This is a genomic window from Pseudomonas soli, from assembly GCF_900110655.1.
Taxonomy (GTDB): domain Bacteria; phylum Pseudomonadota; class Gammaproteobacteria; order Pseudomonadales; family Pseudomonadaceae; genus Aquipseudomonas; species Aquipseudomonas soli.
Genome location: NZ_FOEQ01000002.1, coordinates 215,112 through 239,982 on the forward strand (window position 1 = coordinate 215,112; position 24,871 = coordinate 239,982).

The window sequence follows — 24,871 nt, forward strand, 5'->3', positions numbered from 1 at the left end:
GGGTTCAGGCAGCAGCAGCGACGGCTGCTTTTTCAGGTGCGACCCAGGGTGGAGTCCGGCCGTTCAAAGCGATTGCCAGGAACGTGACGCTGGGTAGCGTGCACATCGCAAGCCAATGACTATGCTTCACCTCGCAACCCCACCCTGGTATCGACCACAAGGAAGACAGGCCAATGACGCCAACCCGCTACTTCGCACGCGCTGTCGCTTTCGCCTCATTAGTGTCCGCCGCCAGCCTCAGCGCCCACGCAGCCGAACTGCCCATCGCCAGCGAGGCGCTGGAAAGCCATATCACCACCGAAGTGACCAAGATCGACCTGTCCAACCGCCAAGTCACGGTCAAGGGCCCCCACGACAAGGACGTGACCTTCCAGCTCACCGAACAGGCCAAGGCTCTGCCCAACCTCAAGGTCGGCGACCAGGTCGACATCAAAGTCACCCGTGCCATCGCCTATGTCCTGAACACCAATGTCGGCGGCGCGCCCAAGGCCTCCGAGGAATCGGGCACCATCCGCGCCACCGCGGCCAACCCCAACCCTGGTGGCGAGGCTTTCCGCCAGGTCAAGGTCACCTCGCAGATCAAGAAGATCGACCTCAACACGCATGAAGTCACCCTGCTGCCGCCCGAAGGCAAACTGCAGGTGGTCAAGGTCGAAAATCCCGAGCTGCAGGCACGCATGAAAAACCTCAAGGTCGACCAGACCGTCGAAGCCATCTTTACCGAAGTACTGAGCGTGGAAACTTCCCGCCCAGCCCAGTAAAACCTTTGGCCGGCCCGCGCATCGAAAGCCATGCGAGCCTTTCCCCCCATCAGGAGGTTTCCCATGTCGATGCGCCTGGCCGTGCCGTTTTGCTGCTGTCTCACCCTCGTGCTCACGGGCTGCACCAGCGCCCGCGACGAGCAGCCACCACCCACCACGCAACAGGTCGAGCTCCAGCGCTACCAGGGCACCTGGTACGAACTGGCGCGCCTGCCGATGTTCTTCCAGCGCAACTGCGTGCAGTCCGAGGCCCGTTATGGCCTGCGCGAGGACGGGCGCATCGACGTCACCAACCGCTGCCTGGAAAACGACGGCCAATGGAACCAGGCCAACGGCATCGCCGAGGCGCAGGTGCCCGGCCGTACCGACAAGCTCTGGGTACGCTTCGACAACTGGTTCAGCCGCCTGGCACTGGACCTGACCAAGGGCGAGTACTGGGTGCTGTATCACGACGCGGATTACCGCGTGGCCGTGGTCGGCCACCCGAACCGCGAATACCTGTGGCTGCTGTCGCGCACCCCCACCGTCAGTGACCAGACCCGTGACCAGCTACTGGCGCTGGCGCGCAAGCAGGGTTATCCCACCGAGCAATTGATCTGGCGCCAGGCCATGCCCTAGTGTGGTGTTTCACAAATAACGACCATAACTCGCGGCGATTTTTGGTCGTAATTGCAAAACACCACACTAGCTGCCCACACCCACGCCCTGTAAGGTGAGCCAGCCGGCTCACCCAAAGGATTGCGTGCAATGATCACCTGCCACCTCAAGTACATCATCGACCCCTACCAGGTCCCCGCCTTCGAAGCCTACGGCAAGCTGTGGATCGGCCTGGTCAACCGCATGGGCGGCAGCCACCATGGCTACTTCCTGCCCAGCGAAGGCGCCAACAACGTCGCCTACGCGCTGTTCAGCTTCCCCAGCCTGGCGACCTACGAGGAGTACCGCAAAGCCTCGGAAACCGACCCGGAGTGCATCGCCGCCTTCGCCCTGGCTACCGAGCAGCGTTTCATCCTCAGCTATGAACGAAGCTTCCTGCGACCCGTGCTCGACTGAATTTCCCAGGCAAGACCCAGGCTCCTGCAGGCGCCGGTAAAGCCAACGGCAAACGCCACTGAACTATTGCGCCTCGATCACGATCCTCATCTAAGCACCCTCGACCCAGGATCGTCGATCGACAAGGAGCCTAGCCAGTGACCACCACCACCCTCCCCCGTAGCACCCCAGGGCCGCTGCACGCGACCCTGCTCGCCGGCAGCGTGCCGCTGTTTCTAGGCGCCCTGCTCAGCGACATCGCCTACTACCAGAGCTACCAGATCCAGTGGAGCAACTTCGCCGCCTGGCTGATCGCCGGGGCCCTGCTATCCAGCGGCCTGGCGCTGCTGTTCGCCCTGGCCAACCTGATCCGTGCGCCACGCAAGGCCGGTCGCCCGCTGCTGTACGTGCTGTTGCTGCTTGTCACTTGGGTACTGGGCCTGGTCAACGCCTTCGAGCACGCCAAGGACGCCTGGGCCGTGATGCCCGCAGGCCTGGTGCTGTCAGTGGTGGTCACGGTGCTGGCCATCCTCGCCACCTGGGCCGGCCTGACCCGCCTGCGCACGGAGGGCGAAGCATGAAGCACGCATTGAGCGCCCTGAGCATGGCCCTGCTGCTCAGCGCCTGTGGCGGCGATGGCGAGAAGACCCAGGCCCATGGCCCGGATCCAAAATTGCCGGCCCCCGAACGCGGGCTGCTGCCAAGCATGAAGATCGCCCAGCCGGCCGCCTGGGGTGAGCAAAAACCCCAAGTGCCCCAGGGCTACCGCGTCAGCGCCATCGCCACCGACCTGAAGATCCCGCGCCAGATCCTGGTGCTGCCCAATGGCGACATCCTCGTTGCCGAGGGGCGTGGCGGCAACGCCGCCAAACTCAAGCCCAAGGATGTGATCGCCAGCCAGATCAAGGCCAAGGGCAACACCCAGGTCAAGGGCGGCAACCGCCTTACCCTGCTGCGCGACGCCGACGGCGATGGCCGCTACGAACTACAGACGGTGTTCGCCGAACACCTCAATGCGCCCTATGGCCTGGCCTATGCCGACGGCAAGCTGTACGTGGCCAACCAGGACGCGCTGGTGCGCTTCGATTACCAGGACGGCCAGACCCAGGCCGGTGGCCCGCCGACCAAGGTCACCGACCTGCCCGCCGAGATCAACCACCACTGGACCAAGTCGTTGGCCATCAGCCCCGACGGTCGCTACCTGTACGTCGGCATCGGCTCCAACAGCAACATCACCGAGCGTGGCATGGAAGCGGAGGTCGACCGCGCGATGGTCTGGCAGGTCGATGCCGCGAGCGGCGCCCACCGGCCTTATGCCACCGGCCTGCGCAATCCGACCGCGCTAGCCATCCAACCGGGGGACGGCCAACTGTGGGCAGTGGTCAACGAGCGCGACGAACTGGGCCCGGACCTGGTCCCGGACTACCTGACCTCGGTGCGCGAAGGTGCGTTCTACGGCTGGCCGTACAGCTACTGGGGGCAGAACGTCGATGAGCGCGTGCGCCCGCAGAACCCGGACAAGGTGAAAGCCGCGATCAAGCCCGACTACAGCCTCGGCTCGCATGTGGCGGCGCTGGGCGTGGCCTTCTCCAACCCGGCCATGGGCGGAACCTTCGCCGACGGCGTGTTCGTGGGTGAACACGGCAGTTGGAACCGGCCCAACCCGGTGGGCTACAAAGTGATCTTCGTGCCGTTCCGTGACGGCAAGCCGGCCGGCGAGCCGGTGGATTTCGCCACCGGTTTCCTCGGTGAGGACGGCAAGACCCGTGGGCGCCCGGTGGGGGTCACGGTCGATCCGAAAGGCGCGCTAATCATCGCCGACGACCTGGCCAACACGGTTTGGCGGGTTACACGCAATCAGTAAGCGCCTGACGCTGAACAGCCCCTCTTGCGCGAAATTCGCGCGGGAGAGGGCTCGGGTGCGGATAGCGCTGGCCAAGGTTCACAAAACAACAGTACTTCCCAGCAAAACCGGTATTTTTTCTGTAACGAAAATGTAAAATTCGTTTTCGCATACCTATAACAAGCTGGGAGCTTCACATGTTTGCCTTCTTCCGCCCTGCCGCGCACCAGGCGCCGCTGCCCGACGAGCGCGTCGACAGCACCTATCGCCGCCTACGTTGGCAAATCTTCGCCGGGATTTTCTTCGGCTATGCCGGCTACTATCTGCTGCGCAAGAACTTCTCCCTGGCCATGCCCTACCTCATCGAGGAAGAGGGCTACACCCGCGGCCAGCTGGGCCTGGCGATCTCCGCCATCGCCATCGCCTACGGTTTGTCCAAGTTCCTCATGGGCCTGGTCTCGGACCGCTCCAACCCACGCTACTTCCTGCCCTTCGGCCTGCTGATCTCGGCCGGGGTGATGTTCATTTTCGGTTTCGCGCATTGGGCCACGTCCAGCGTGACGATCATGTTCGTGCTGCTGTTCATCAACGGCTGGGCCCAGGGCATGGGCTGGCCGCCAAGCGGGCGGACCATGGTGCACTGGTGGTCGCAGAAAGAGCGCGGCAGCGTGGTGTCGGTGTGGAACGTCGCCCATAACGTCGGCGGCGGCCTGATCGGCCCGCTGTTCCTGCTGGGCCTGGCCTGGACCAACGACTGGCATGCGGCCTTCTACGTGCCTGCCACGGTTGCCGTGCTGGTGGCCGTGTTCGCTTTCGCCACCATGCGCGACACTCCGCAGTCGGTTGGCCTGCCGCCAGTCGAGCAGTACAAGAACGACTACCCCGAAGGCTACGATGAGAGCCACGAGCAGGAGTTCAGCGCCAAGCAGATCTTCGTCCAGTACGTGCTGTGCAACAAACTGCTGTGGTACATCGCCCTGGCCAACGTGTTCGTCTACCTGCTGCGCTACGGCGTGCTGGACTGGGCGCCGACCTACCTGAAGGAAGCCAAGCACTTCAGCGTCGACACCACCTCGTGGGCCTACTTCTTCTACGAGTGGGCCGGCATCCCCGGCACCCTGCTGTGCGGCTGGATGTCCGACAAGATCTTCCGCGGCAACCGTGGCCTGACCGGCATCGTGTTCATGGCCCTGGTGACCGTGGCCACCCTGGTGTACTGGCTCAACCCGCCGGGCAACCCGACCATCGACATGATCGCGTTGTTCGCCATCGGCTTCCTGATCTACGGACCAGTGATGCTGATCGGCCTGCAGGCGCTGGAACTGGCGCCGAAGAAAGCCGCTGGTACCGCAGCCGGCTTCACCGGGTTGTTCGGCTACCTGGGCGGCTCGGTCGCGGCCAGCGCCGCGATGGGCTACACCGTCGACCACTTCGGTTGGGACGGTGGCTTCGTGATGCTGGTCAGCGCGTGCGTGCTGGCGATCGCGTTCCTGATTCCGACCTTGCGCCATACCAAGGTGGCCAGTGCCGGTCGTGAGGCAGTGGCCTGACAGCCTCGGCTGACGCTCAAGTAAAAGCCCGGGGCCTGCACCTCGGGCTTTTTTTCAAGCGGCTTGATGCAACCGCGTGATCACCGGTTGCGCTGGTGATCGCGGCCGAGCCCGCTCCTACCAAGATCAAACCACCTGACCTCAGTCACCGCACCGTGCCCGTTCCCGCACCGGACACTGCGCCCGGTGCAGGTTCAACGCCGTATTGATGATGCCAATATGGCTGAACGCCTGCGGGAAATTCCCCAGCATCCGTTTGCCCACCGGATCGTACTGCTCGGCCAGCAATCCCACGTCATTGCACAAGGCCGTGAGCCGCTCATAAAGCGCCTGCGCCTCCTCCTGCCGCCCCAGCAGCACGTAGACATCCGCCAACCAGAACGAACACACCAGGAACGTCCCTTCCCCTGGCGTCAGGCCGTCGCTGCAACTGTCACTGTCGTAGCGCAGCAGCAGGCCGTTGCGCAGCAGGCGGGTTTCGATCTGTTCGAGGGTGCGCAGGAAACGTGGATCGTCGGCCGGCAGAAAGCCGGTCAGGGCGATCTGCAGCAGGCTCGCGTCCAGCTCGGTCGAGCCGTAGGCCTGAACGAAGTGACGCCCGTCGGCATCCAGCCCGCGACGGCAGACCTCGTCACGGATCTGGTCCGCCACCTGGCGGTAATGTCGCCCCCGTTCACGCCCTTCCTCGGTGGTGTCGGCCAGGCTCGCCGAGCGGTCGAAGGCAACCCAGGCCATGACCTTGGAGTGCACGAAGTGCTGACGACCGCCACGTACCTCCCACAGCCCCTCGTCCGGCTCGCGCCAGATGCTTTCGAGGTACGGCAGGATCGAGCGGGCGATGGCGGCGCTGCGCGGATGACGCGGCAGCCCACCCTTGATGGCCTGCGTCATGGCGTCGGCCAGTTCGCCGTAGATATCCAGCTGCAACTGCTCGGACGCGGCATTGCCGACCCGCACCGGCTGCGAATGCTCGTAACCGGGCAGCCAGGGCAGGCTGAACTCCGGCAGGTCGCGCTCGCCGGCCAGCCCGTACATGATCTGCATCTGCTCGGGGTTGCCCGCCACCGAGCGCAGCAGCCACTCGCGCCAGGCCTGGGCCTCGTCGAAGTAGCCGAGGTTCATCAGCGCCAGCAAGGTCATGGTGGCGTCGCGCAGCCAGCAGTAGCGGTAGTCCCAGTTGCGCTCGCCACCGACGCGCTCGGGCAGCGAGGTAGTGACGGCGGCGACCATGCCCCCGGTGGGCGCGTAGGTCATGGCCTTGAGGGTCAGCAGCGAACGGCGTACCCGCTCGGTGTATGGGCCGACGTCGGGGCAGCGGGCGGCGAAGGCCTGCCATTGGTTGATGGTCTGCTCGAGGTCGTGGTCGACATCGCAACCGGGCTGCACAGGCAGGTGCGAGGGCTGATGGCAAAGGCTGAACACCTGACGCTCACCGGCGCGCACGCGAAACCGGGCAACGCTGTGGTGGTCCCGGCCATGGGTCTCGGTGCTGCTGCGCAGGATAAGGCGATCGGGGCCGGCCACCGCGCTCAGGGTCAGCGGGTCGAGCTTCTCCACCCAGGGCACGCTGCGGCCATAGTCGAAGCGCAGCACCAGGTCCATCTCGAACGCCGTCTCGCCGGCCAGGCCCTCGACAATACGCAAAACCGCATTGGCCTCGCCCAGGGGCATGCAGTCGAGTACGCGGGCGCGGCCGCTGGCGGTGGTCCAGGTGGTTTCCAGTACCAGGGTGTCGTCGAGGTAGCGGCGCGCGCTGTGCTCGACCGGGTCGCTGGGGGCGATGCGCCAACGGCCGTTTTCCTCGTTGCCCAGCAACGCGGCGAACACTGCGGGGGCGTCGAAGCGCGGCAGGCACAACCAGTCGATGGCGCCGTCGCGGTTGATCAGGGCGGCGCTGCGGCAGTTGCCGATGAGGGCGTAGTCTTCGATCAGGGCGGGCATCTCGGATCCTCAGGCGGTGGGCGTGAGTTTGGATGCCGAAGCGCGATTGCCGGTTCCGTTGAGATGTACTTGGCGCAGGTTGCCGAGGCGTTGGAATCGATGCGCAGGAACATTGATCCACGGCACTGATTCACTGTTGCGCTGTGTTAGAAATACCGCGCCAGTGGTTGCTTATCAGGATGATTAAGCTTCTGCCCGTGCGCAACCATTGCGCTGAGTCACTACTTTCAACAAGGACGTTTTATGAAGATTGTCGGATTATCCGGAATACTGCCCTCACGCTGCGTCAGCAACCAGGACGTTATCAACCTGGTGGAAGAACACTCCCGCAACACTTTCCAGGAAGACTTGCCGAAAACACTGAAGACCATCGGCAAGTTGCTGGAAAAAAGCGGCAGCGACACCCGCCATTGGCTGGCGGCTGACGAGACGCCGATGCAATTGATGGAAGCGGCCTTCGACGCGGCGCTGGCCCAGGCCAATATCAGCAAGGCCGACCTGGACCTGCTGATCTACCCCAACGTCACCCGTGGCTTCATCGAGCCGGCCAACAGTACCTTCATAGCCAAGGCACTGGGGCTGAACTGCCGCAACTTCGATGTGGTCGACGCCTGCAACGGCTGGGTGACGGCGATGGACGTCATCAACAGCAAGATGCAGGCGGGTGAAATCCGCTACGCCGCCATCGTCAACATGGAGTTCGGCATGTCGGCGGGCGGGCCGGTGATGCCCAAGAACTTCTCGCTGCAGTCGCCGGCCGAACTGGCCTACAAGTTCCCGAGCTTTACCATCGGTGAAGCCGCCGTTGTCACCATCCTCAGTAATGAAGCAACGGACAACTTCAAGTTCTCGTACATCAACCGACCCGACCTGAGTGACTTGTCAACCATCTCGTTGCCGGATTGGAAACTGTTCTGCAACGAGGCGGATATCGCCAAGATCGAACCCACCGGTGGCCAATATCAATTCAACTCCTATGCCGCCGCCCTGCACGAAGATGGTCGTAACGAAGCGATCAAAGTCTTCAACCTGCAAAAACTCACCGCGGACGACGTGCACAAAGTGTTCATCCATACCGGCTCGCCAAAGATGTGGGAACATATTGGCCAGATGATCGGCGTCGATCACAAGTTGCATCACGTCGGGCACAAGACCGGCAACATCATTACCGCGTCGATTCCCTTCGGCATCTTTGATGCGATGAGCCGGGGCGAAGCCGAGCAAGGCCAGTTCTGCATGGGCTGGGCGGGCAGTGGCGGGATGGTGTTCTCGGCGCTGTCGTTCACTTTGTAGGGCATATTTGCGCGCCTACCGCCAACGGCGGTAGGTTGCTGCAAGCTCACCCCAGCGTATGCCACTCGCGCTTGTCCCGCGCCAGCAACTCATCACCGGCCTCGGGGCCATCCTCTCCCGCCGCATACTCATGCACCTCGCCACCCTCGGCCGCCCAGGCATCGAGGAACGGCTGCACGGCACGCCAACCGTTCTCGATATTGTCGGCGCGCTGGAACAGGGTCTGGTCGCCGGTAAGGCAGTCGTAGATCAACGTCTCGTAGCCGGTCGCCGGGGTCATCTTGAAGAAGTCCTTGTAGGCGAAACCCAGCTCGACATTTTCCATCACCAGCTCCGGCCCAGGGCGCTTGGCCTGCAGGTCGAACCACATGCCTTCGTTGGGCTGAATCTGGATCTTCAGATAGTTGGGCTTGGGCCGCTCCAGTTCGCTTTCGCGGAACTGCGCGTAGGGCGCCGGTTTGAAGCAGATGGCGATCTCGGTGTCGCGCACGCTCATGCGCTTGCCGGTGCGCAGGTAGAACGGCACCCCCGCCCAGCGCCAGTTGTCGATCATCACCTTGAGCGCGACATAGGTCTCGGTCTGGCTGTGCGGGGCGACATTGGCTTCTTCGCGGTAGCCGGGCAGTTTCTTGCGTCCCTGCTTGCCGGTGCTGTACTGGCCACGCACGGAATTGCGCAGGGCCATCTTTTGCGACCAGGGACGGATGGCGCCGATCACCTTGGCCTTTTCACCGCGCACGGCATCAGCGCCGAAGGCCGCCGGCGGCTCCATGGCGACCATCGCCAGCAGCTGGAACAGGTGGTTGGGCACCATGTCGCGCAGAGCGCCGGTGTTGTCGTAGAACGCCCCGCGCGTCTCGACGCCGACGGTTTCGGCGGCGGTGATCTGCACGTGGTCGATGTAATGATTGTTCCAGAACGATTCGAACAGGCCGTTGGAGAAACGGCTGACCAGGATGTTCTGCACGGTTTCCTTGCCCAGGTAATGGTCGATGCGGTAGATCTGCCGCTCGTTCATCACCTTGAGCAGGCAAGCGTTGAGCGCTTCGGCGCTGGCAAGGTCAGTACCGAAGGGTTTCTCCACCACCACCCGGCGAAAGCCGCCGCCCGACTCGTCGAGCAGGCCGGCGTCGCCCAGGCGCTGGGCCACCTCGGGGAAGAAGCGTGGCGAGGTGGCCAGGTAAAAAATGGCATTGCCATGGCCGGTTTTAGCGATGCGCCGCGCCAGGGCCTGGTAAGTCTCGGGGTCGAGGAAGTCGCCGGTCTGATAGTCCAGGCGCTTGGCCAGGCGCGCCCAGAGCTTTTCGTCCAGGCACTTGGCACTCCCTTCCGCGCCCTTGTCCCGCGCCTGCATGAAGGCATGCAGGCGCGCGGCAAAGTCCTCGGCCGTGGCCGGGTTGTGGTCGACCCCGACGATACGCAGGTTGCGGTCGAGCAGGCCGTCACGGCTGAGGTTGTACAGCGCCGGCATCAGCAGGCGCTTGACCAGGTCGCCGTTGGCGCCGAACAGGAACAAGGTGCATGGCGGCGCCGCGGGGATGGTCGGTTTAGTCATTTAGTCCTTCTTTTTCTCGACGTGGCCGCCGAAGCCCAGGCGCATGGCGGAGAGGATCTTGTCACCGTAGGTGCCCTGCTGCTGGCGCGAGCGGAAACGGGCGAACAGCGCGCTGGACAGCACCGGCACCGGCACGGCCTGTTCGACGGCGGCGTCGATGGTCCAGCGCCCTTCGCCGCTGTCGGACACCGAGCCACTGAATTCGGTCAGTTGCGGGTCGGCCACCAGCGCGTCGGCGGTCAGGTCCAGCAGCCAGGAGGTGACCACGCTGCCGCGGCGCCAAACTTCGGCGATCTCGGCCACATTGAGGTCAAAGCGCTGCTCTTGCGGCAACTCCGGGCCACCCTTGCTGCGCAGCAGGTCGAAACCTTCGGCGTAGGCCTGCATCAGGCCGTACTCGATGCCGTTGTGCACCATCTTCACGTAGTGACCGGCGCCGGGCGGGCCAGCGTGGATGTAACCGTGTTCGGCGCGCTCGTGCTCGCCGCTGCGGCCCTGGGTGCGCGGAATGTCACCGACGCCCGGGGCGAGCGCCTTGAACAGCGGTTCCAGGCGCTCGAACACTTCTTTCTCGCCGCCGATCATCATGCAGTAGCCACGGTCCAGGCCCCACACGCCGCCGGAGGTGCCGACGTCGAGGTAGTGCAGGCCACGCTTGCCCAGCTCGGCGGCGCGGCGCACGTCGTCCTTGTAGAAGGTATTGCCACCATCGATGATCGCATCGCCCGGCTCGAGCAGGTCGGCCAGTTGCGCGATGGTCTGCTCGGTGATTTCGCCGGCGGGCAGCATGACCCACACCGCGCGCGGCGCCTTGAGTTTCTGCACCAGCGCCCCGAGGTCGTGGGCGCCGACGGCCCCTTCACTTTCCAGGGTAGTGATGGCTTCGCGGTTGCGATCGTGGACCACAGTGCTGTGACCTGCGCGCATCAGGCGCCTTGCGATATTGCCGCCCATGCGGCCAAGCCCGATGATTCCCAGTTGCATGTGCCGACGCTCCCGTTGGTTTTGCTTTACAACAATTGAAGATTTCAGATTAGTCCAGCGTTCTGGCGTAGGGTTCACCGACGAACGGGGCGACAACGATAAACAAAAAAGTTCCCAAGGGCCTGCAAAGAATTCAGAATGCGCGCCGCGTGAAGCGTCTACGCTTCAAAATGTCACCAGCCATGCGAGGTGTGTCCATGGGTACCCTGATGCCTGCCACTCCCACCCAGACCCTCTATGTCACCGTGCGCCGCGACGAGCTGCGCCAGTTGAAGGATGAGCGCGATGACCTGCGCCAGCAGGTCGCCGAGCTGAACCTGCTGCTTGAACAGGCCCGCCTGCAAGGCAAGGCCGCCGGCCTCTGAATCAACGCCCCATCTGCGTGGGAGCTGCCAGGCTCCCACCTCTTCACAGTTTCCCGCTGTGCTCACCTTGTGCCGCGCCTGTGGCGAATCCGGATCGCCTACGCCGTCTACCCTCATATTTTGCAACAACTCGCCAACGTTTGCGCGGGCAAAGCATCGCCACAAAAATGACCAATGGGTCACTTTCATACCGCTTCGTCTCCTACACTCCAGTTTCGGCCCGCGTTTTGCTCGGAAAAAGTCAGGTAAAAAAGTCGAACTTTCCAAAACCCGGGCAGGTCAGGAATTAAGTAGGGCCGAAGCAAAAGGACTGCCTCACGCCAGGCCCACACCCCCAACCAGTCCATACGTTTTTCGGCGGGAATGCCGAGCGTGCCGTGCCTGCGCGCACGAATCTGGGGCAAGGAACGCACTACGAAGATGCAACAACGATCAGAGAGCAGACCCACGAGCCAACGCCAAGTACACAGAACAAGGGACGGAGAGAAGTATGATCAGTGCCGCTGTCGAACCTCACGTAGAGTCATTCAACCCGGATAACCGCGAGCCGCTGCCTGCGGCCCTCGCCCCGACAGGCAAGGCACCCGGCGCGCAGCGCCAGCATAACCCGAACAAGCGCAAGGTGTTGTTCGTCACCTCGGAGATCGCCGACCTGGTCAAGACCGGCGGACTGGGCGACGTGTCCGCTGCCCTGCCCCGTGCCCTGGCGCACCTGCACGATGTGCGCGTGCTGATCCCCGGTTACCGCCAGGTGGTCGAGAGCGACAACCCCATTCACATTGTCGGCGAACTGGGCGGCCACGCCGCGCTGCCGCCGTGCAAGATCGGCCGCATGGATCTGGCCGACGGCCTGGTTATCTATGTGCTGATCTGCCCCGAGCTGTACCAGCGCGACGGCACGCCCTACGGCGCCAACAACGGTCGCGACTGGCCCGACAATCACATTCGTTTCGCCCGCCTGGGCCTGGCGGCTGCAGAAATAGCCGCCGGCGAAGGAATGGCCCACTGGCGCCCCGACCTGGTGCACGCCCACGACTGGCCGGCCGGGCTGGCCCCGGCCTACATGCACTGGCGCGGCCTGAGCACCCCGACCCTGTTCACCATCCACAACCTGGCCTACCAGGGCGTGTACAGCCGTGGCTGCAGCCCGGAGCTGGCGATCCCAGACCACGCCATGCAGCAGGAAGGCATGGAGTTCTACGGCAAGCTGTCGTTCCTCAAGGCCGGGCTTGCATACGCCAGCCAGATCACCACGGTCAGCGCCACCTACGCCAAGGAAATCACCACACCCGAGTTCGGCTGTGGCCTGGACGGTTTTCTTGCCAGCAAAGCCCAGCAAGGCCTGCTCGGCGGCATCCCCAACGGTATCGACGAAAGCTGGGACTCGGCCACCGACCAGCACCTGGACTACAACTTCAGCATCAACGACTGGGAGGGCAAGGCACGCAATGCCGACCAGGTCCGTGCGCTGTTCGGCCTGGAAGCGAGCGAGGGACCACTGTTTGCCGTGGTTTCGCGACTGGTCTACCAGAAAGGCCTGGACCTGACCCTGGGCGTGGCCGACTACATCGTCGAGCAAGGCGGCCAGATCGCCATCATCGGCCGTGGTGAACCCGAGGAAGAACAGGCCATGCGCGACCTGGCCCTGCGTCACCCCGGCCGCATCGGCGTGCGCATCGGCTTCAACGAGACCGACGCCCGGCGCATGTTCGCAGGCAGCGACTTCCTGCTCATGCCATCGCGCTACGAGCCCTGCGGCCTGAGCCAGATGTACGCCCAGCGTTTTGGCTCGTTGCCGGTGGCACGCAATACGGGCGGCTTGGCCGACACCATCGAGAACGGCGTGACCGGCTTCCTGTTCGACGACTCCACCGTGGACAGCTACCGCGAGGCCCTGAGCCGCGCTTTCTACGTGTATGGCAAGAAGCACCTGCTCAATGCCATGCGCTGCCTGTCGATGACCCAGCCATTCAACTGGTGCCAGGCGGTGGAACCTTACGCGCGGCTGTACGAAGACCTGGTGAAGCAGACCCAGCACGCCTACTACTGAGCGGAGAGCCGACGATGCACAAGCATGGCGCACAGTTACTGGACGCCACGTCGGCGCGCTTCGCCCTGTGGGCGCCGGATGCGCGCAGCGTGAGCGTGACGATCGGGGAGCGGCCACCTGTGGCACTGCTGCCCGACGACGAGGGCTGGTATACCGGCGTCGCCCCCTGCCAAGCGGGCGAACGCTATCGGTTTCTGATCGACGATGAACTGCCGGTGGCCGACCCGGCCTCGCGCTGCCAGCCGGAGGGGGTACAGGGCCCCAGCGAACTGGTGGACCTGAGCGGTTATCCCTGGCGCCATCCCTGGCAGGGGCGGCCTTGGCACGAGGCAGTGATCCAGGAGCTGCACGTAGGCCTGCTCGATGGCTACGCCGGCGTGGCCCAGCAGCTGCCGCGCCTGGCCGAGCTGGGCATCAGCGCCATCGAGCTGATGCCCCTGGGGCAGTTCCCAGGTGAGCGCAACTGGGGCTACGACGGGGTGCTGCCATTCGCCCCGCAGCACAGCTATGGCCGCCCACAAGACCTGTGCGCGCTGGTCGACGCCGCCCACGCCGAGCGTCTGATGGTGCTGGTGGACGTGGTGTACAACCATTTCGGCCCGGACGGCAATTACCTGCACCGCTACGCCAGCCCGTTTTTCCGTGAAGACCGCCAGACACCTTGGGGCGCGGCCATCGACTTCCGTCGCGCCGAGGTGCGCGAGTTTTTCATACAGAACGCCCTGATGTGGCTGTGCGACTACCGCTGCGACGGCCTGCGCCTGGACGCGGTGCACGCCATCGACCAGCCGGACTTTCTCGTCGAACTGGCCCAGCGCGTACGCGCCACGGTCGAGCCCGGGCGGCAGGTCTGGCTGGTTCTGGAGAACGAGCACAACCAGGCGACGCTGCTCGAGCAAGGCTTCGACGCGCAGTGGAACGACGACGGCCACAACGCCCTGCACGTACTGCTGACAGGCGAAACCGAAGGCTACTACGCCGATTACAAGGACCGGCCGATCGAGCAGCTGGCGCGCTGCCTGGCCGAGGGCTTCGTGTTCCAGGGCCAGCCCGACCGCCACGGCAGGCCGCGCGGCGAGCCCAGCGGCCACCTGCCGCCCAGCGCGTTCGTGCTGTTCCTGCAAAACCACGACCAGGTCGGCAACCGCGCCCTGGGCGAACGGCTGTCCCGGCTCTGCCCGCCGCAGGCACTGAAGGCCGCCACCACCCTGCTGCTGCTGGCGCCGATGATCCCGCTGCTGTTCATGGGCGACGACGACGGCAGCCGCAAGCCGTTCCTGTTCTTCACCGACTTCCACGACGCGCTGGCCGATGCCGTGCGTGAAGGCCGGCGTGGCGAGTTCGCCCATTTCGAGGCCTTCGCCGACCCGCAGAAGCGCGAGCAGATACCCGACCCCAACGCCGAGACCACCTTCGAGACCTCCAAACCTAGGCAACAGGAGGTGCTGGCCGGATGGCACGGTTTGTACCAGCAACTGCTCGAACTGCGCAGGCGCCATGTCATCCCGCACCTGCCCGGCACCCGCGCCGAGGGCTGCGAGGTACTCGGCGCCAAGGCGCTGACCGCCCGCTGGCGCCTGGGCGACGGCCAGCAGCTGCGCATCGACCTGAACCTCGAGGCCCAGCCCCAGCCGGTCACCCTGCCGGCCCTGCCCCGCCGCCTGTTCGACAGCAGCGACAACGCCCACCCCGACTCGATGCTAGCCGCGCACAGCTGCGTGGTGAGCCTGCTGCCCCCCGACCAGGAGATGCCATGAGCGCAGAGCCCCTTCACCGCCTGGCCGCCCGGGTGGGCCTGGCCCGCGACTGGATCGATGCCAACAACCGCCCGCAGCAGGTCAGCGATGACGTGCTGCGCCAGGTGCTCGCCGGCCTTGGCCACCCGGCCGGCAACGCTGCCGAGATCGACGCCAGCCTGCGCGCCGTGGAGCAGGCCGAAGACAGCGAGCACCTGCCACCGCTGCTGACCGTCGACATCGACCAGCCCCTGGACCTGCAGCGTTACTTCAGCGCCGCCAGCCAGGTCCGCTGCAGTCTGGAAGACGGCAGCCAGCGCAGTCTGACCCTGGACGCCCAGGCGCGGCTGCCGGCCGGCTTGCCCCTGGGCTATCACCGCCTGGATATCGATGGCCGGACCTGTACCGTGGCCGTGGCACCGGCGCGTTGCCATGCCCTGCAAGACTGCGTGGAGCAACCCCCGCCCCGTTGCTGGGGCCTTGCCGTGCAGCTGTACAGCCTGCGGCGCCCCGGCGACGGCGGCTTTGGCGACTGTCTGGCGCTGGAACAACTGGCGCGCCACGCCGCCGAGCGCGGTGCCGATGCCCTGGCGATCAGCCCGATCCACACCCTGTCGGCCTTCGACCAGCACCACTACAGCCCTTATTCGCCGTCCAGCCGCCTGCTGCTCAATGTGCTCTATGCCAGCCCCGGCGTGGTCTTCGGCGAACGCGAAGTGCGCATGGCCACCGAGGCCTGTGAACTGGAGGCGACCCTCGAAGCGCTGGAGCAGCACACGCTGGTGGACTGGCCCAGGGCCGCCGAGGCCCGGCTGCGCCTGCTCGAAGCGCTCTACCGACATTTCAGCCAGGGCGAGCACCCCCTGCGCGCAGACTTCGACAGTTTCCGCGCCAACGCCGGCGAGCAACTGGAACACCACTGCCGCTTCGAAGTGCTGCAGGCCGAGGCGGTGAGCAGCGGCCTGGGCGCGGACTGGCGCAACTGGCCCAAGGCCTGGCACGACCCCTACGATCCCGAGGTCGAAGCCTTCGCCAACGCCTATCCGGCGCGGGTCGAGTTCCATGCCTTCTGCCAGTGGCTGGCCGAGCGCAGCCTGCAGCGGGCCCAGGACGCGGCACGCGGCAACGGCATGGCCGTGGGCCTGATCGCCGACCTGGCAGTGGGCGCGGACGGTGCCGGCAGCCAGGCCTGGAGCCGCCAGGACGAACTGCTGGCGGAACTCAACGTCGGCGCGCCGCCCGACATACTCAATCGCGCCGGGCAAGACTGGGGCATCTGCGCGTTCTCCGCCGAAGGCCTGCGACGCAACGGCTACCGCGCCTTCATCGAGATGCTGAGGGCCAACCTGGCCCATGCCGGCGGCCTGCGCATCGATCACGTGATGGGCCTGCGCCGCCTGTGGCTGATCCCGCGTGGCGCCAAGCCCAGCGAAGGCGCCTACCTGGAGTATCCACTGGACGACCTGCTGCGCTTGCTGGCGCTGGAGTCGGCGCGGCACCAGGCGATCATCCTCGGCGAGGACCTGGGTACCGTGCCCGAGGGCCTGCGCGAACGCCTGGCCGACAAGGCCGTGCTGGGCATGCGGGTGCTGCCATTCGAGCAGCAGCCCCCCGGACGCTTCACACCGATCCTCGACTGGCCGGACAACGCCCTGGCCACCACCGGCACCCATGACCTGGCCCCACTCGCCGGCTGGCTGAGCGGCCGTGATATCGACTGGAGCCACCGCCTGCAATTGATCGATGCCGCCACCGAGCTGCACTGGCGCCATACCCGGGCGCTGGAGCGCGACGGCCTGCGCCGCACCCTGGAACAGAACTACGGGCCACTGCGCGACGATTCGGCACTGATCGACGCAGCGATCCGCTTTGTCGGCCATACCCGCGCGCCGCTGGTACTGGTGCCCCTGGAAGACCTGCTGGGCAACGACGAGCAACCCAACCTGCCCGGCACCACCACCGGCCATCCCAATTGGCGCCGCCGCTTCAAGGCGTCGGTGCGCGAACTGCTGGACGACGAGGACGCCGCCCGGCGTCTGGAACTGCTGGCCCAGGCCCGCGAACAAGCCTGGGAGCGTGACCGATGAAACCCTTGACCGCCACTCTGCGCCTGCAACTGCACAGCGACTTCACCCTCGACCACGCGGTGCCGCTGGTACCTTATTTTGCCCGGCTGGGAATCAGCCACTTGTACGCCTCGCCGATCCTCACTGCCCGCGCAGGCTCGCGCCATGGCTATGACGTGGTCGACCCGACCCGGGTCAATCCCGAACTCGGCGGCGAGGCAGCGCTCGAACGCCTGGTAGCGGCCTTGCGCCAGCATGGCATGGGGCTCATCGTCGACACGGTTTCCAACCACATGGCTGTAGGCGGCGCCGACAACCCCTGGTGGCAGAGCCTGCTGGCCTGGGGCCGGCGCAGCCCCTACGCGGAGTTCTTCGATATCCAATGGCACTCCAGCGATCCGTTGCTGGCCGGGCAACTGTTGCTGCCGTTCCTGGGCAGCGACTATGGCGCCGCCCTGCACAACGGCGAGATTCCGCTAACCTTCGATGCGCACCACGGGCGCTTCGAAGTTGCCCACCATGAGCACCGTTTCCCGATCTGCCCCCTGGACTATCCCCGAATTCTCGGCCAGGCCGAGGACCCGCGCCTGCAAGCGCTGGCGGCGCATTTCAGCGCCCTCGGCGAAGCGGCAGAGCCGTTGCGCGAAGTCCAGCCCCTGCACCGTGAACTGGCGCGCCTGGCCGCTGCCGGCGCGGATCCGCAATCAGCCCTCGCCGCCTTCGACAGCCGCGCAGAAGCAGGCTTCAAGCGCTTGCACCTACTCCTCGAGCGCCAGACCTACCGCCTGGCCAGCTGGCGCACCGCCGCCGACGACATCAACTGGCGGCGCTTCTTCGACATCAACGAACTCGGCGGCTTGCGCGTGGAGCGTGCCGTGGTGTTCGAGGCCACCCACGCCAAGCTGTTCGAGCTGATCGAGCGCGGCCTGGTCGATGGCCTGCGCATCGACCATATCGACGGCCTGGCCGATCCACGCCGCTACTGCCGCAACCTGCGCCGCCGAGTCGACTCGCTCTTGGCGCGACGCCCCGTCGATGCCGCGTTGGCGCACTTCCCCATCTACGTCGAGAAAATCCTTGGCACGGACGAGCACTTGCACCGTGACTGGCTCACCGACGGCACCACCGGCTACGAGTTCATGAACCAGGTGTCGCTGCTGCAGCACGACCCTGCGGGCGAGCTCACCTTGGAGGAACTATGGCGCAGTACCAGCGAGCGTCCCGAATTCCCCGAGGAGGTTCGCATTGCCAGACTCCTGGTGCTCAACGCCAGCCTGGCCGGCGACTGCGAATCGGTGGCCCAGGCCCTGCTGCAAGTGGCCCGCGACGACTTGATGACCCGCGACCTCACCCTCGGCGCGATTCGCCGGGCGTTGCAGGCGCTGGTCGAGTACTACCCGGTGTACCGCACTTACATCAACGCCTGCGGCCGGCCCGCCGAGGACGAGGCGTTCTTCCAGCAGGCGCTGGCCGGGGCGCGCCAGTCGCTGGGTGAAGCCGACTGGCCGCTGCTCGAGCAACTCGAACGCTGGCTCGGCGGCCAACCCTGGCGGCACCTGCCGCCAGGCCGCCCGCGCAAGCATCTGCGCCACGCCTGTGTGCGCTTCCAGCAACTGACCGCCCCCAGCGCCGCCAAGGCCGTGGAAGACACCGCGTTCTATCGATCCGCCCGGCTGCTGTCGCGCAACGACGTGGGCTTCGACGCTGAGCGTTTCAGCGCCGACGCCGCCTGGTTCCACAACGAAGCACAGCGCCGCCTGCGCGACTTTCCCGACAACCTGCTGGCGACCGCCACCCATGACCACAAGCGCGGCGAAGACTGCCGCGCGCGGCTGGCCGTGCTCAGCGAACGCGCGCCCTGGCTGGCCAGCCGCGTCGAGCACTGGCGCGAGCTGGCCGCGCCGTTGCGCGAAACACTGGACGATGGGCAGGCGCCAAGCCCCGGCGACGAGCTGCTGCTGTTGCAGACGCTGCTCGGCAGCTGGCCGCTGGAGCTCGACCTGGAGGATGCGCAAGGCCTGCAGCGCTACGCCGAGCGTATTCGCCAATGGCAATGCAAGGCGCTGCGCGAGGCCAAGCTGCGCAGTAGCTGGGCGGCGCCCAATGAACGCTACGAGGCGGCTTGCGCGGCCTATGTCGACGGCCTGCTGCTGGCCGAGGAAAACCAGCAGCTGCGCCAGTCCCTGCATGAGGCCGCGCAGCGCCTGGCCTGTCCCGGCGCCTTGAATGGCCTGGTGCAGTGCCTGCTGCGCATGACCACCCCCGGCGTGCCGGATTTGTACCAAGGCAACGAATACTGGGACCTCTCGCTGGTCGACCCGGACAACCGCCGCCCGGTGGACTACCCGGCCAGGCGCGCCAGCCTCGACGACGGTACGCCACTCGCCGAGCTGCTCGCCCACTGGCGCGATGGCCGCATCAAGCAGGTCCTGGTGGCCCGCGTGCTGGACGCCCGCCAGGCCCATCCCGAGCTGTTCCAGCGCGGCGCCTACCTGCCACTGACCGTGCAGGGCCGCCACGCCGACCAGGTGCTGGCCTTTGCCCGCCTCGGCCAGGGCGAGCGCGCCGTCATCGTCGTGCCACGGCTGGCCAGCGCCCTGCTGGGCGCGGCCGCCACTCCGTTGATCCCGGCACAGAACTGGGACGATACCCGGCTTGTACTGCCGTTTGCCCTGTCGCCTGCCAACTGTTCGGGACTTTTCGGCGGCGGTGCGGTCAGCCCTTCAAGGGAGCTGATGTTAAGCACCGTGCTGGCGGAGTTTCCGGTCAATGTGTTGATTGATCATGCCTAACTGTATTCAGGAGCGTCGTGATGAGTGTCGATGAAAAGCGTATTCGCGAGTTCGCCTATCAGATCTGGGAATCGGAGGGTAAGCCGGAGGGTCGCGAGGAGGAACATTGGGACAAGGCGCGCAAGCTGGCCGAAGCCGAGGCGCTGGCCCCCAAGGCCCCCCCGCGCAAAAAGGCAGCGGCCAAGCCCAAGCCGCCTGCAGACCCCAAAGTGGCGGCGTTGCCGGGTGTGAAGCCGGCTGCGGCGGCTAAAAAACCGCGAGCGGCGAAGAAACCTGCCGCTGGTTGAGCCTTCTGCAGCCTGTACCGCCCTCATCGCGGGGCAAGTCGCATCGGCGCACCGCCGCTCCCACGCCTCAGTCACTGAGTGCTCGTGGGTGTGAGCGGGCGTGCCCCGCGATCCCTCTGTTCACGCATTCTCTGTTCACGCACTAAAGGAACGCCATGAGCCCCCGCACCCCGAAGAAAACCCGCTCCGTCGCCCCATCGCGCATCCGCGAAGGCCTGCCTTTCCCCCTCGGCGCCACCTGGGACGGCCTTGGGGTCAACTTCGCCCTGTTCTCAGCCAACGCCACCAAGGTCGAGCTGTGCCTGTTCGACGCCAGCGGCGAAACCGAGCTTGAGCGCATCGAGTTGCCCGAATACACCGATGAGATCTATCACGGCTACCTGCCCGACGCCCACCCTGGCCTGGTCTACGGCTATCGGGTGCACGGTCCCTACGAGCCGGAGAACGGCCACCGCTTCAACCCCAACAAGCTGCTGATCGACCCTTACGCCAAGCAATTGGTGGGCACGCTGAAATGGTCCGAGGCGTTGTTCGGCTACACCATCGGCCACCCCGACGGCGACCTGTCGTTCGACGAGCGCGACAGCGCGGCGTTCGTGCCCAAGTGCAAGGTCATCGACCCCGCCTTCACCTGGGGCCGCGACCAGCGCGTGTCGATCCCATGGGAGCGCACCATCATCTACGAGGCCCACACCCGCGGCATCAGCATGCGCCATCCGGCGGTGCCCGAGCACCTGCGCGGCACTTTCGCGGGCCTGGCCAACGACGAGCTGCTGGGCCATATCAAGGAGCTGGGCGTGTCGAGCATCGAGCTGCTGCCGATCCACGCCTTCGTCAATGATCAGCATCTGCTGGACAAGGGCCTGAACAACTACTGGGGCTACAACAGCATCGCCTTCTTTGCCCCCCACCCGCGCTATCTGGCCAGCGGCAAGATCGCCGAATTCAAGGAGATGGTCGCGCACCTGCACGACGCAGGCCTGGAGGTGATCCTTGACGTGGTCTACAACCACACCGCCGAAGGCAACGAACGCGGCCCGACCCTGTCGATGCGCGGTATCGACAACGCCTCGTACTACCGCCTGATGCCCGACGACCGGCGCTTTTACATCAACGATTCCGGTACCGGCAACACCCTAGACATGAGCCATCCACGTGTCCTGCAACTGGTCACCGACTCGCTGCGCTACTGGGCCGGAGAGATGCACGTGGATGGTTTTCGCTTCGACCTGGCGACCATCCTTGGCCGCTACCACGACGGCTACAGCGAGCGCCATGGCTTCCTTGTGGCCTGTCGCCAGGACCCGATGCTCAGCCAGACCAAACTGATCGCCGAACCCTGGGACTGCGGCCCGGGCGGCTACCAGGTGGGCAACTTCGCCCCAGGCTGGGCAGAGTGGAACGACCGCTTCCGCGACACGGTGCGCAGTTTCTGGAAAGGCGACGAAGGCATGCTCGCCGATTTCGCCGCGCGCATCACCGCCTCGGGCGACCTGTTCAACAACCGCGGCCGGCGCCCCTACGCTTCGGTCAACTTCGTCACTGCCCACGACGGCTTCACGCTACGTGACCTGGTGTCGTACAACGACAAGCACAACGAGGACAATGACGAGAACAACCAGGACGGCACCGACAACAACCTGTCGTGGAACTGCGGCGTCGAAGGGCCCACCGACGACCCGGCAATCAACGCCCTGCGCATGCGCCAGATGCGTAACTTCTTCGCGACACTGCTGCTGGCGCAGGGCACGCCAATGATCGTCGCCGGGGACGAATTCAGCCGCACCCAGCACGGCAACAACAACGCCTACTGCCAGGACAGCGAGATCGGCTGGGTGAACTGGGACTTGGATGAAGACGGTCTGGCGCTGATGGCCTTCGTCAAGCGCCTGACCCGGCTGCGCCTGGCCTATCCGATCCTGCGGCGTTCGCGCTTCCTGGTCGGCGACTACAACGAGGCGATCGGCGTCAAGGACGTCACCTGGCTGGCTCCGGACGCCAGCGAGATGACCGTCGAGCAGTGGGAGGATCCGCACGGGCGTTGCCTGGGCATGCTGATGGATGGCCGCGCCCAGGTCAGTGGCATCGCCCGCCCAGGCGCCGAGGCAACCATGCTGCTGATCGTCAACGCCTACCACGACGTCGTGCCATTCACCCTGCCGGCGGTGCCGGAGGGCGACTACTGGAGCTGCCTGGTCGACACCGACCGGCCCGAGCTGCGCAAGGCGCAGCACCTGGCGTTCGACACCGTGTTCGAGGTCAAGGGGCGGTCGTTGCTGCTGATGGTGTTGCAGCGGGAGGAGGACTGAACCCGAAACAGGAAGTCCTGTCCTAGACTGTGTCGAGCCAGTTGAACCTGGGGCTGCTGCGCAGCCCTCATTGAACAGGAGCGGTCGTGAACCTCGAAGCCGGCAGTCCAGGTTTCGCCAGCGTCAGCCAGGCCCCGGCCGTGCACCGGGTCAAGGTGCTGACGGTCAACACCCACAAGGGCTTCACCGCCTTCAACCGGCGCTTCATCCTGCCGGAGCTGCGCGAGGCGGTGCGCAGCACCGGGGCTGACATCGTGTTCCTCCAGGAGGTGCTCGGCAGCCACGACCGCCACGCCGCGCGCTACCCCGGCTGGCCCCAGACTTCGCAGTACGAATTCCTCGCCGACAGCATGTGGAGCGACTTCGCCTACGGCCGCAACGCGGTTTATCCCGACGGCCACCACGGCAACGCGCTGCTGTCCAAGTACCCGATCATCGAGCATCGCAACCTCGACGTGTCGATCACCGGCCCCGAGCGCCGCGGCCTGTTGCACTGCGTGCTGGACGTACCCGGCCAGCGCCAGGTGCATGCGATCTGCGTGCACCTGTCATTGCTCGAACGGCACCGGCAGAAGCAGCTGCATCTGCTGCGCCAACTGCTCGACGCCCTGCCCGCCGGCGCCCCGGTGATCATCGCCGGCGACTTCAACGACTGGCAACTGCGCGGCAACCGGACCCTGCGCCTGCACCGCGACCTGCACGAGGCGTTCGAGCGCCACCACGGCCTGCTCGCCCGCACCTATCCCGCCCGCCTGCCCCTGCTGCGCCTGGACCGCGTGTACCTGCGCAATGCCGACAGCCATACGCCGAGAATCCTCGGCAACAAGCCCTGGACCCACCTGTCCGATCACCTCCCGCTGGCGGTGGAAGTGCGGTTGTAGCAACGATTCGGCATAGCCACGCGACGGGAAATCACCATTGTCGATATACCGAATTGAAACTTGTCATTATTCAACAAGTTAAATAGACAAACAGGCATTTCTCGATTATTTCACGCTTTCTTGACGCAACCGCCGTCCTCTCCTTAGCTGAACAGTAATCACCAGATGGAAAATCTCGTGCCGGGCCTCTAGCTCGCGCCCTCGTGCGCGTTCCAAGAAGCTGGCGCGCTGGTTTGGGTCGCCCCTGTTCTTGTCGTACAGCTCGTGACATCAGGCCAGGTATCGGGCTGTTCAATTCACACGTCAACAGGAGATCCGCCATGAAAAGCACCTCGAATCCCTCGCGCTTCGACGCTTTTTTCTGTGCGGTTTCCACGTCGCTGCTCCTGGCAACCCCGGTGGAAACCTTCGCCTTCGAACTGCAGGAGGGCGAGCCCTTCGCCCCCTACCTGGCGCAACCGGAGGTGCCGCGATTATCGCTCGACCCGGTCAGCGCTGGCGGCCTGAGCCAGGGTATGCTCAGCGCCTTTTCCGAGCGCATGGGTGAACGCCACGGCCAGCTTGACAGCAACCACATCGCCAGCCAGTGGGCGCAGTTCTTTCCCGGCGGGCCGCGCCCAGGTGCCCAGCCGCCGGCGCAAGTGGAAGCGCCGAGCCAGCAGATGATGATCGGCCCGGACTTGTTCGTGCGTGAAACCAGCGCCGGCAACGTCCACCGCGCCGGCATCTTCGTCGGCCACAACAACCTGCAGAGCAGTTTCAACGGCATGCGCCCGCTGCTCGGCGACAAACAGCGTGACGCGGTCAACCTCAGCGGCGAGAGCCTGGGCGTGTACTGGAGCATGACCCACGCGCAGGGTTGGCACGTGGACGCCGTGGCGATGGGCACGCGCATCGACGTCAATGGCCGCTCCCAGGCGGGCCAGCGCCTGGACGACAGCGGCCACGCGATGACTTTCTCAGTAGAGGGTGGCTATCCCATTGGCCTGGGCGCGGGCTGGGTGATCGAGCCTCAGGCACAGTTGATCAACCAGCAGTTTTTCCCTGGCAGCCAGGTGCAGGAAGAGACCTTGCAGGCATTCGACAGCCAGCCCAGCTGGAGTGGCCGGGTCGGCGCCAAGCTGTCGGCGCGTTACGAGGTGCGTGGCATGCCCATCGAACCCTATGTGCGTACCAACGTCTGGTATGACTTCAGCAACGCTGACCCGGTAAAGCTGGATCAGGTGGACAAGATCTCCAGCTCGCGCAGCGCCGCGACGGTTGAACTGGGGTTGGGTCTGGTAGCCCGGGTAACGCCGAGCGTGGCGCTGTTCGTCAGCGCCGACTACAGCTCCGATGTGGATGACAATGACCTCAATGGGCTGATCGGCAGCCTTGGAGTGCGGATGCGCTGGTAGCCGGGTAACCCATTGCGGGGCAAGCCCGC

Annotated in this window: 19 protein-coding genes; 16 read left to right on the forward strand and 3 right to left on the reverse strand. The window is 65.3% G+C overall.

All coding sequences use genetic code 11. The annotated features are described in order from the left end of the window. The first annotated feature begins 173 nt into the window (after nt 1-173). The 6 genes from BMY03_RS05635 to glpT all read left to right on the forward strand — a co-directional run bounded on the left by BMY03_RS05635 (nt 174) and on the right by glpT (nt 5,186). Nucleotides 174-761: a hypothetical protein gene (locus BMY03_RS05635; protein ID WP_094010491.1), complete on the forward strand. Its 588-nt coding sequence runs from the start codon at nt 174-176 to the stop codon at nt 759-761. A 63-nt stretch (nt 762-824) separates the two neighbouring features. Further along, the gene (locus BMY03_RS05640; RefSeq protein WP_094010492.1) at nt 825-1,379 is read left to right on the forward strand and encodes a lipocalin family protein; all 555 of its coding nucleotides are present in this window, start codon (nt 825-827) and stop codon (nt 1,377-1,379) included. Nucleotides 1,380-1,508: 129 nt separating this feature from the next. After that, a complete protein-coding gene (locus BMY03_RS05645; RefSeq protein ID WP_094010493.1) occupies nt 1,509-1,814 on the forward strand; it encodes an NIPSNAP family protein in 306 nt (101 codons plus the stop codon). A gap of 137 nt (nt 1,815-1,951) precedes the next feature. After that, on the forward strand, nt 1,952-2,374 hold the full coding sequence (locus BMY03_RS05650) for a DUF2231 domain-containing protein (protein WP_094010494.1): 423 nt from the start codon (nt 1,952-1,954) through the stop codon (nt 2,372-2,374). Continuing rightward, on the forward strand, nt 2,371-3,657 hold the full coding sequence (locus BMY03_RS05655) for a PQQ-dependent sugar dehydrogenase (RefSeq protein ID WP_038705791.1): 1,287 nt from the start codon (nt 2,371-2,373) through the stop codon (nt 3,655-3,657). The genes BMY03_RS05650 and BMY03_RS05655 overlap by 4 nt, the downstream gene beginning before the upstream one ends. Before the next feature lie 176 nt (nt 3,658-3,833). Next, on the forward strand, nt 3,834-5,186 hold the full coding sequence (glpT, locus tag BMY03_RS05660) for a glycerol-3-phosphate transporter (protein ID WP_046856272.1): 1,353 nt from the start codon (nt 3,834-3,836) through the stop codon (nt 5,184-5,186). A 141-nt stretch (nt 5,187-5,327) separates the two neighbouring features. Here glpT and BMY03_RS05665 read toward each other — a convergent pair whose 3' ends face one another. After that, nucleotides 5,328-7,127, reverse strand: a complete 1,800-nt coding sequence (locus BMY03_RS05665) for a glycoside hydrolase family 15 protein (RefSeq protein ID WP_094010495.1) — start codon at nt 7,125-7,127, stop codon at nt 5,328-5,330. 243 nt (nt 7,128-7,370) lie between these two features. On the opposite strand from BMY03_RS05665, the gene BMY03_RS05670 reads away from it, so the two are divergent. Continuing rightward, nucleotides 7,371-8,420, forward strand: coding sequence for a 3-oxoacyl-[acyl-carrier-protein] synthase III C-terminal domain-containing protein (locus tag BMY03_RS05670; protein WP_023630065.1), 1,050 nt, complete (start codon nt 7,371-7,373; stop codon nt 8,418-8,420). Between the two features lie 46 nt (nt 8,421-8,466). Here BMY03_RS05670 and zwf read toward each other — a convergent pair whose 3' ends face one another. Both zwf and gnd read right to left on the reverse strand, forming a co-directional pair. Then, complete coding sequence (zwf, locus tag BMY03_RS05675; protein WP_023630066.1) at nt 8,467-9,975, reverse strand: glucose-6-phosphate dehydrogenase; 1,509 nt, start codon at nt 9,973-9,975, stop codon at nt 8,467-8,469. Next, nucleotides 9,976-10,995: a phosphogluconate dehydrogenase (NAD(+)-dependent, decarboxylating) gene (gnd, locus tag BMY03_RS05680; protein WP_267302229.1), complete on the reverse strand. Its 1,020-nt coding sequence runs from the start codon at nt 10,993-10,995 to the stop codon at nt 9,976-9,978. Between the two features lie 161 nt (nt 10,996-11,156). Between gnd and BMY03_RS26305 the strand changes: the two genes are divergently transcribed. The 9 genes from BMY03_RS26305 (at nt 11,157) to BMY03_RS05720 (ending at nt 24,842) form a co-directional block, all read left to right on the forward strand. Beyond that, nucleotides 11,157-11,324: a DUF6026 family protein gene (locus tag BMY03_RS26305; protein ID WP_023632543.1), complete on the forward strand. Its 168-nt coding sequence runs from the start codon at nt 11,157-11,159 to the stop codon at nt 11,322-11,324. A 490-nt stretch (nt 11,325-11,814) separates the two neighbouring features. After that, complete coding sequence (gene glgA / locus BMY03_RS05685; RefSeq protein ID WP_094010496.1) at nt 11,815-13,374, forward strand: glycogen synthase GlgA; 1,560 nt, start codon at nt 11,815-11,817, stop codon at nt 13,372-13,374. Nucleotides 13,375-13,388: 14 nt separating this feature from the next. Then, entirely contained in the window at nt 13,389-15,131 is a 1,743-nt protein-coding gene (gene treZ, locus BMY03_RS05690) for a malto-oligosyltrehalose trehalohydrolase (protein ID WP_038705787.1), read from the forward strand. Beyond that, nucleotides 15,128-17,197 (forward strand): 4-alpha-glucanotransferase, encoded by a 2,070-nt coding sequence (gene malQ / locus BMY03_RS05695; RefSeq protein WP_094010497.1) that lies wholly within the window; start codon nt 15,128-15,130, stop codon nt 17,195-17,197. Before treZ ends, malQ begins: the two co-directional genes overlap by 4 nt. After that, nucleotides 17,194-19,968, forward strand: coding sequence for a malto-oligosyltrehalose synthase (locus tag BMY03_RS05700; protein WP_094010498.1), 2,775 nt, complete (start codon nt 17,194-17,196; stop codon nt 19,966-19,968). Before malQ ends, BMY03_RS05700 begins: the two co-directional genes overlap by 4 nt. Nucleotides 19,969-19,985: 17 nt before the next feature. Then, complete coding sequence (locus BMY03_RS05705) at nt 19,986-20,255, forward strand: DUF2934 domain-containing protein (RefSeq protein ID WP_038705784.1); 270 nt, start codon at nt 19,986-19,988, stop codon at nt 20,253-20,255. A gap of 155 nt (nt 20,256-20,410) precedes the next feature. Continuing rightward, nucleotides 20,411-22,564, forward strand: coding sequence for a glycogen debranching protein GlgX (glgX, locus tag BMY03_RS05710; protein ID WP_023632104.1), 2,154 nt, complete (start codon nt 20,411-20,413; stop codon nt 22,562-22,564). Nucleotides 22,565-22,650: 86 nt separating this feature from the next. After that, on the forward strand, nt 22,651-23,445 hold the full coding sequence (locus BMY03_RS05715; protein ID WP_094010499.1) for an endonuclease/exonuclease/phosphatase family protein: 795 nt from the start codon (nt 22,651-22,653) through the stop codon (nt 23,443-23,445). A 320-nt stretch (nt 23,446-23,765) separates the two neighbouring features. Further along, nucleotides 23,766-24,842, forward strand: a complete 1,077-nt coding sequence (locus tag BMY03_RS05720; RefSeq protein WP_094010500.1) for an autotransporter domain-containing protein — start codon at nt 23,766-23,768, stop codon at nt 24,840-24,842. Nucleotides 24,843-24,871: the final 29 nt, after the last annotated feature.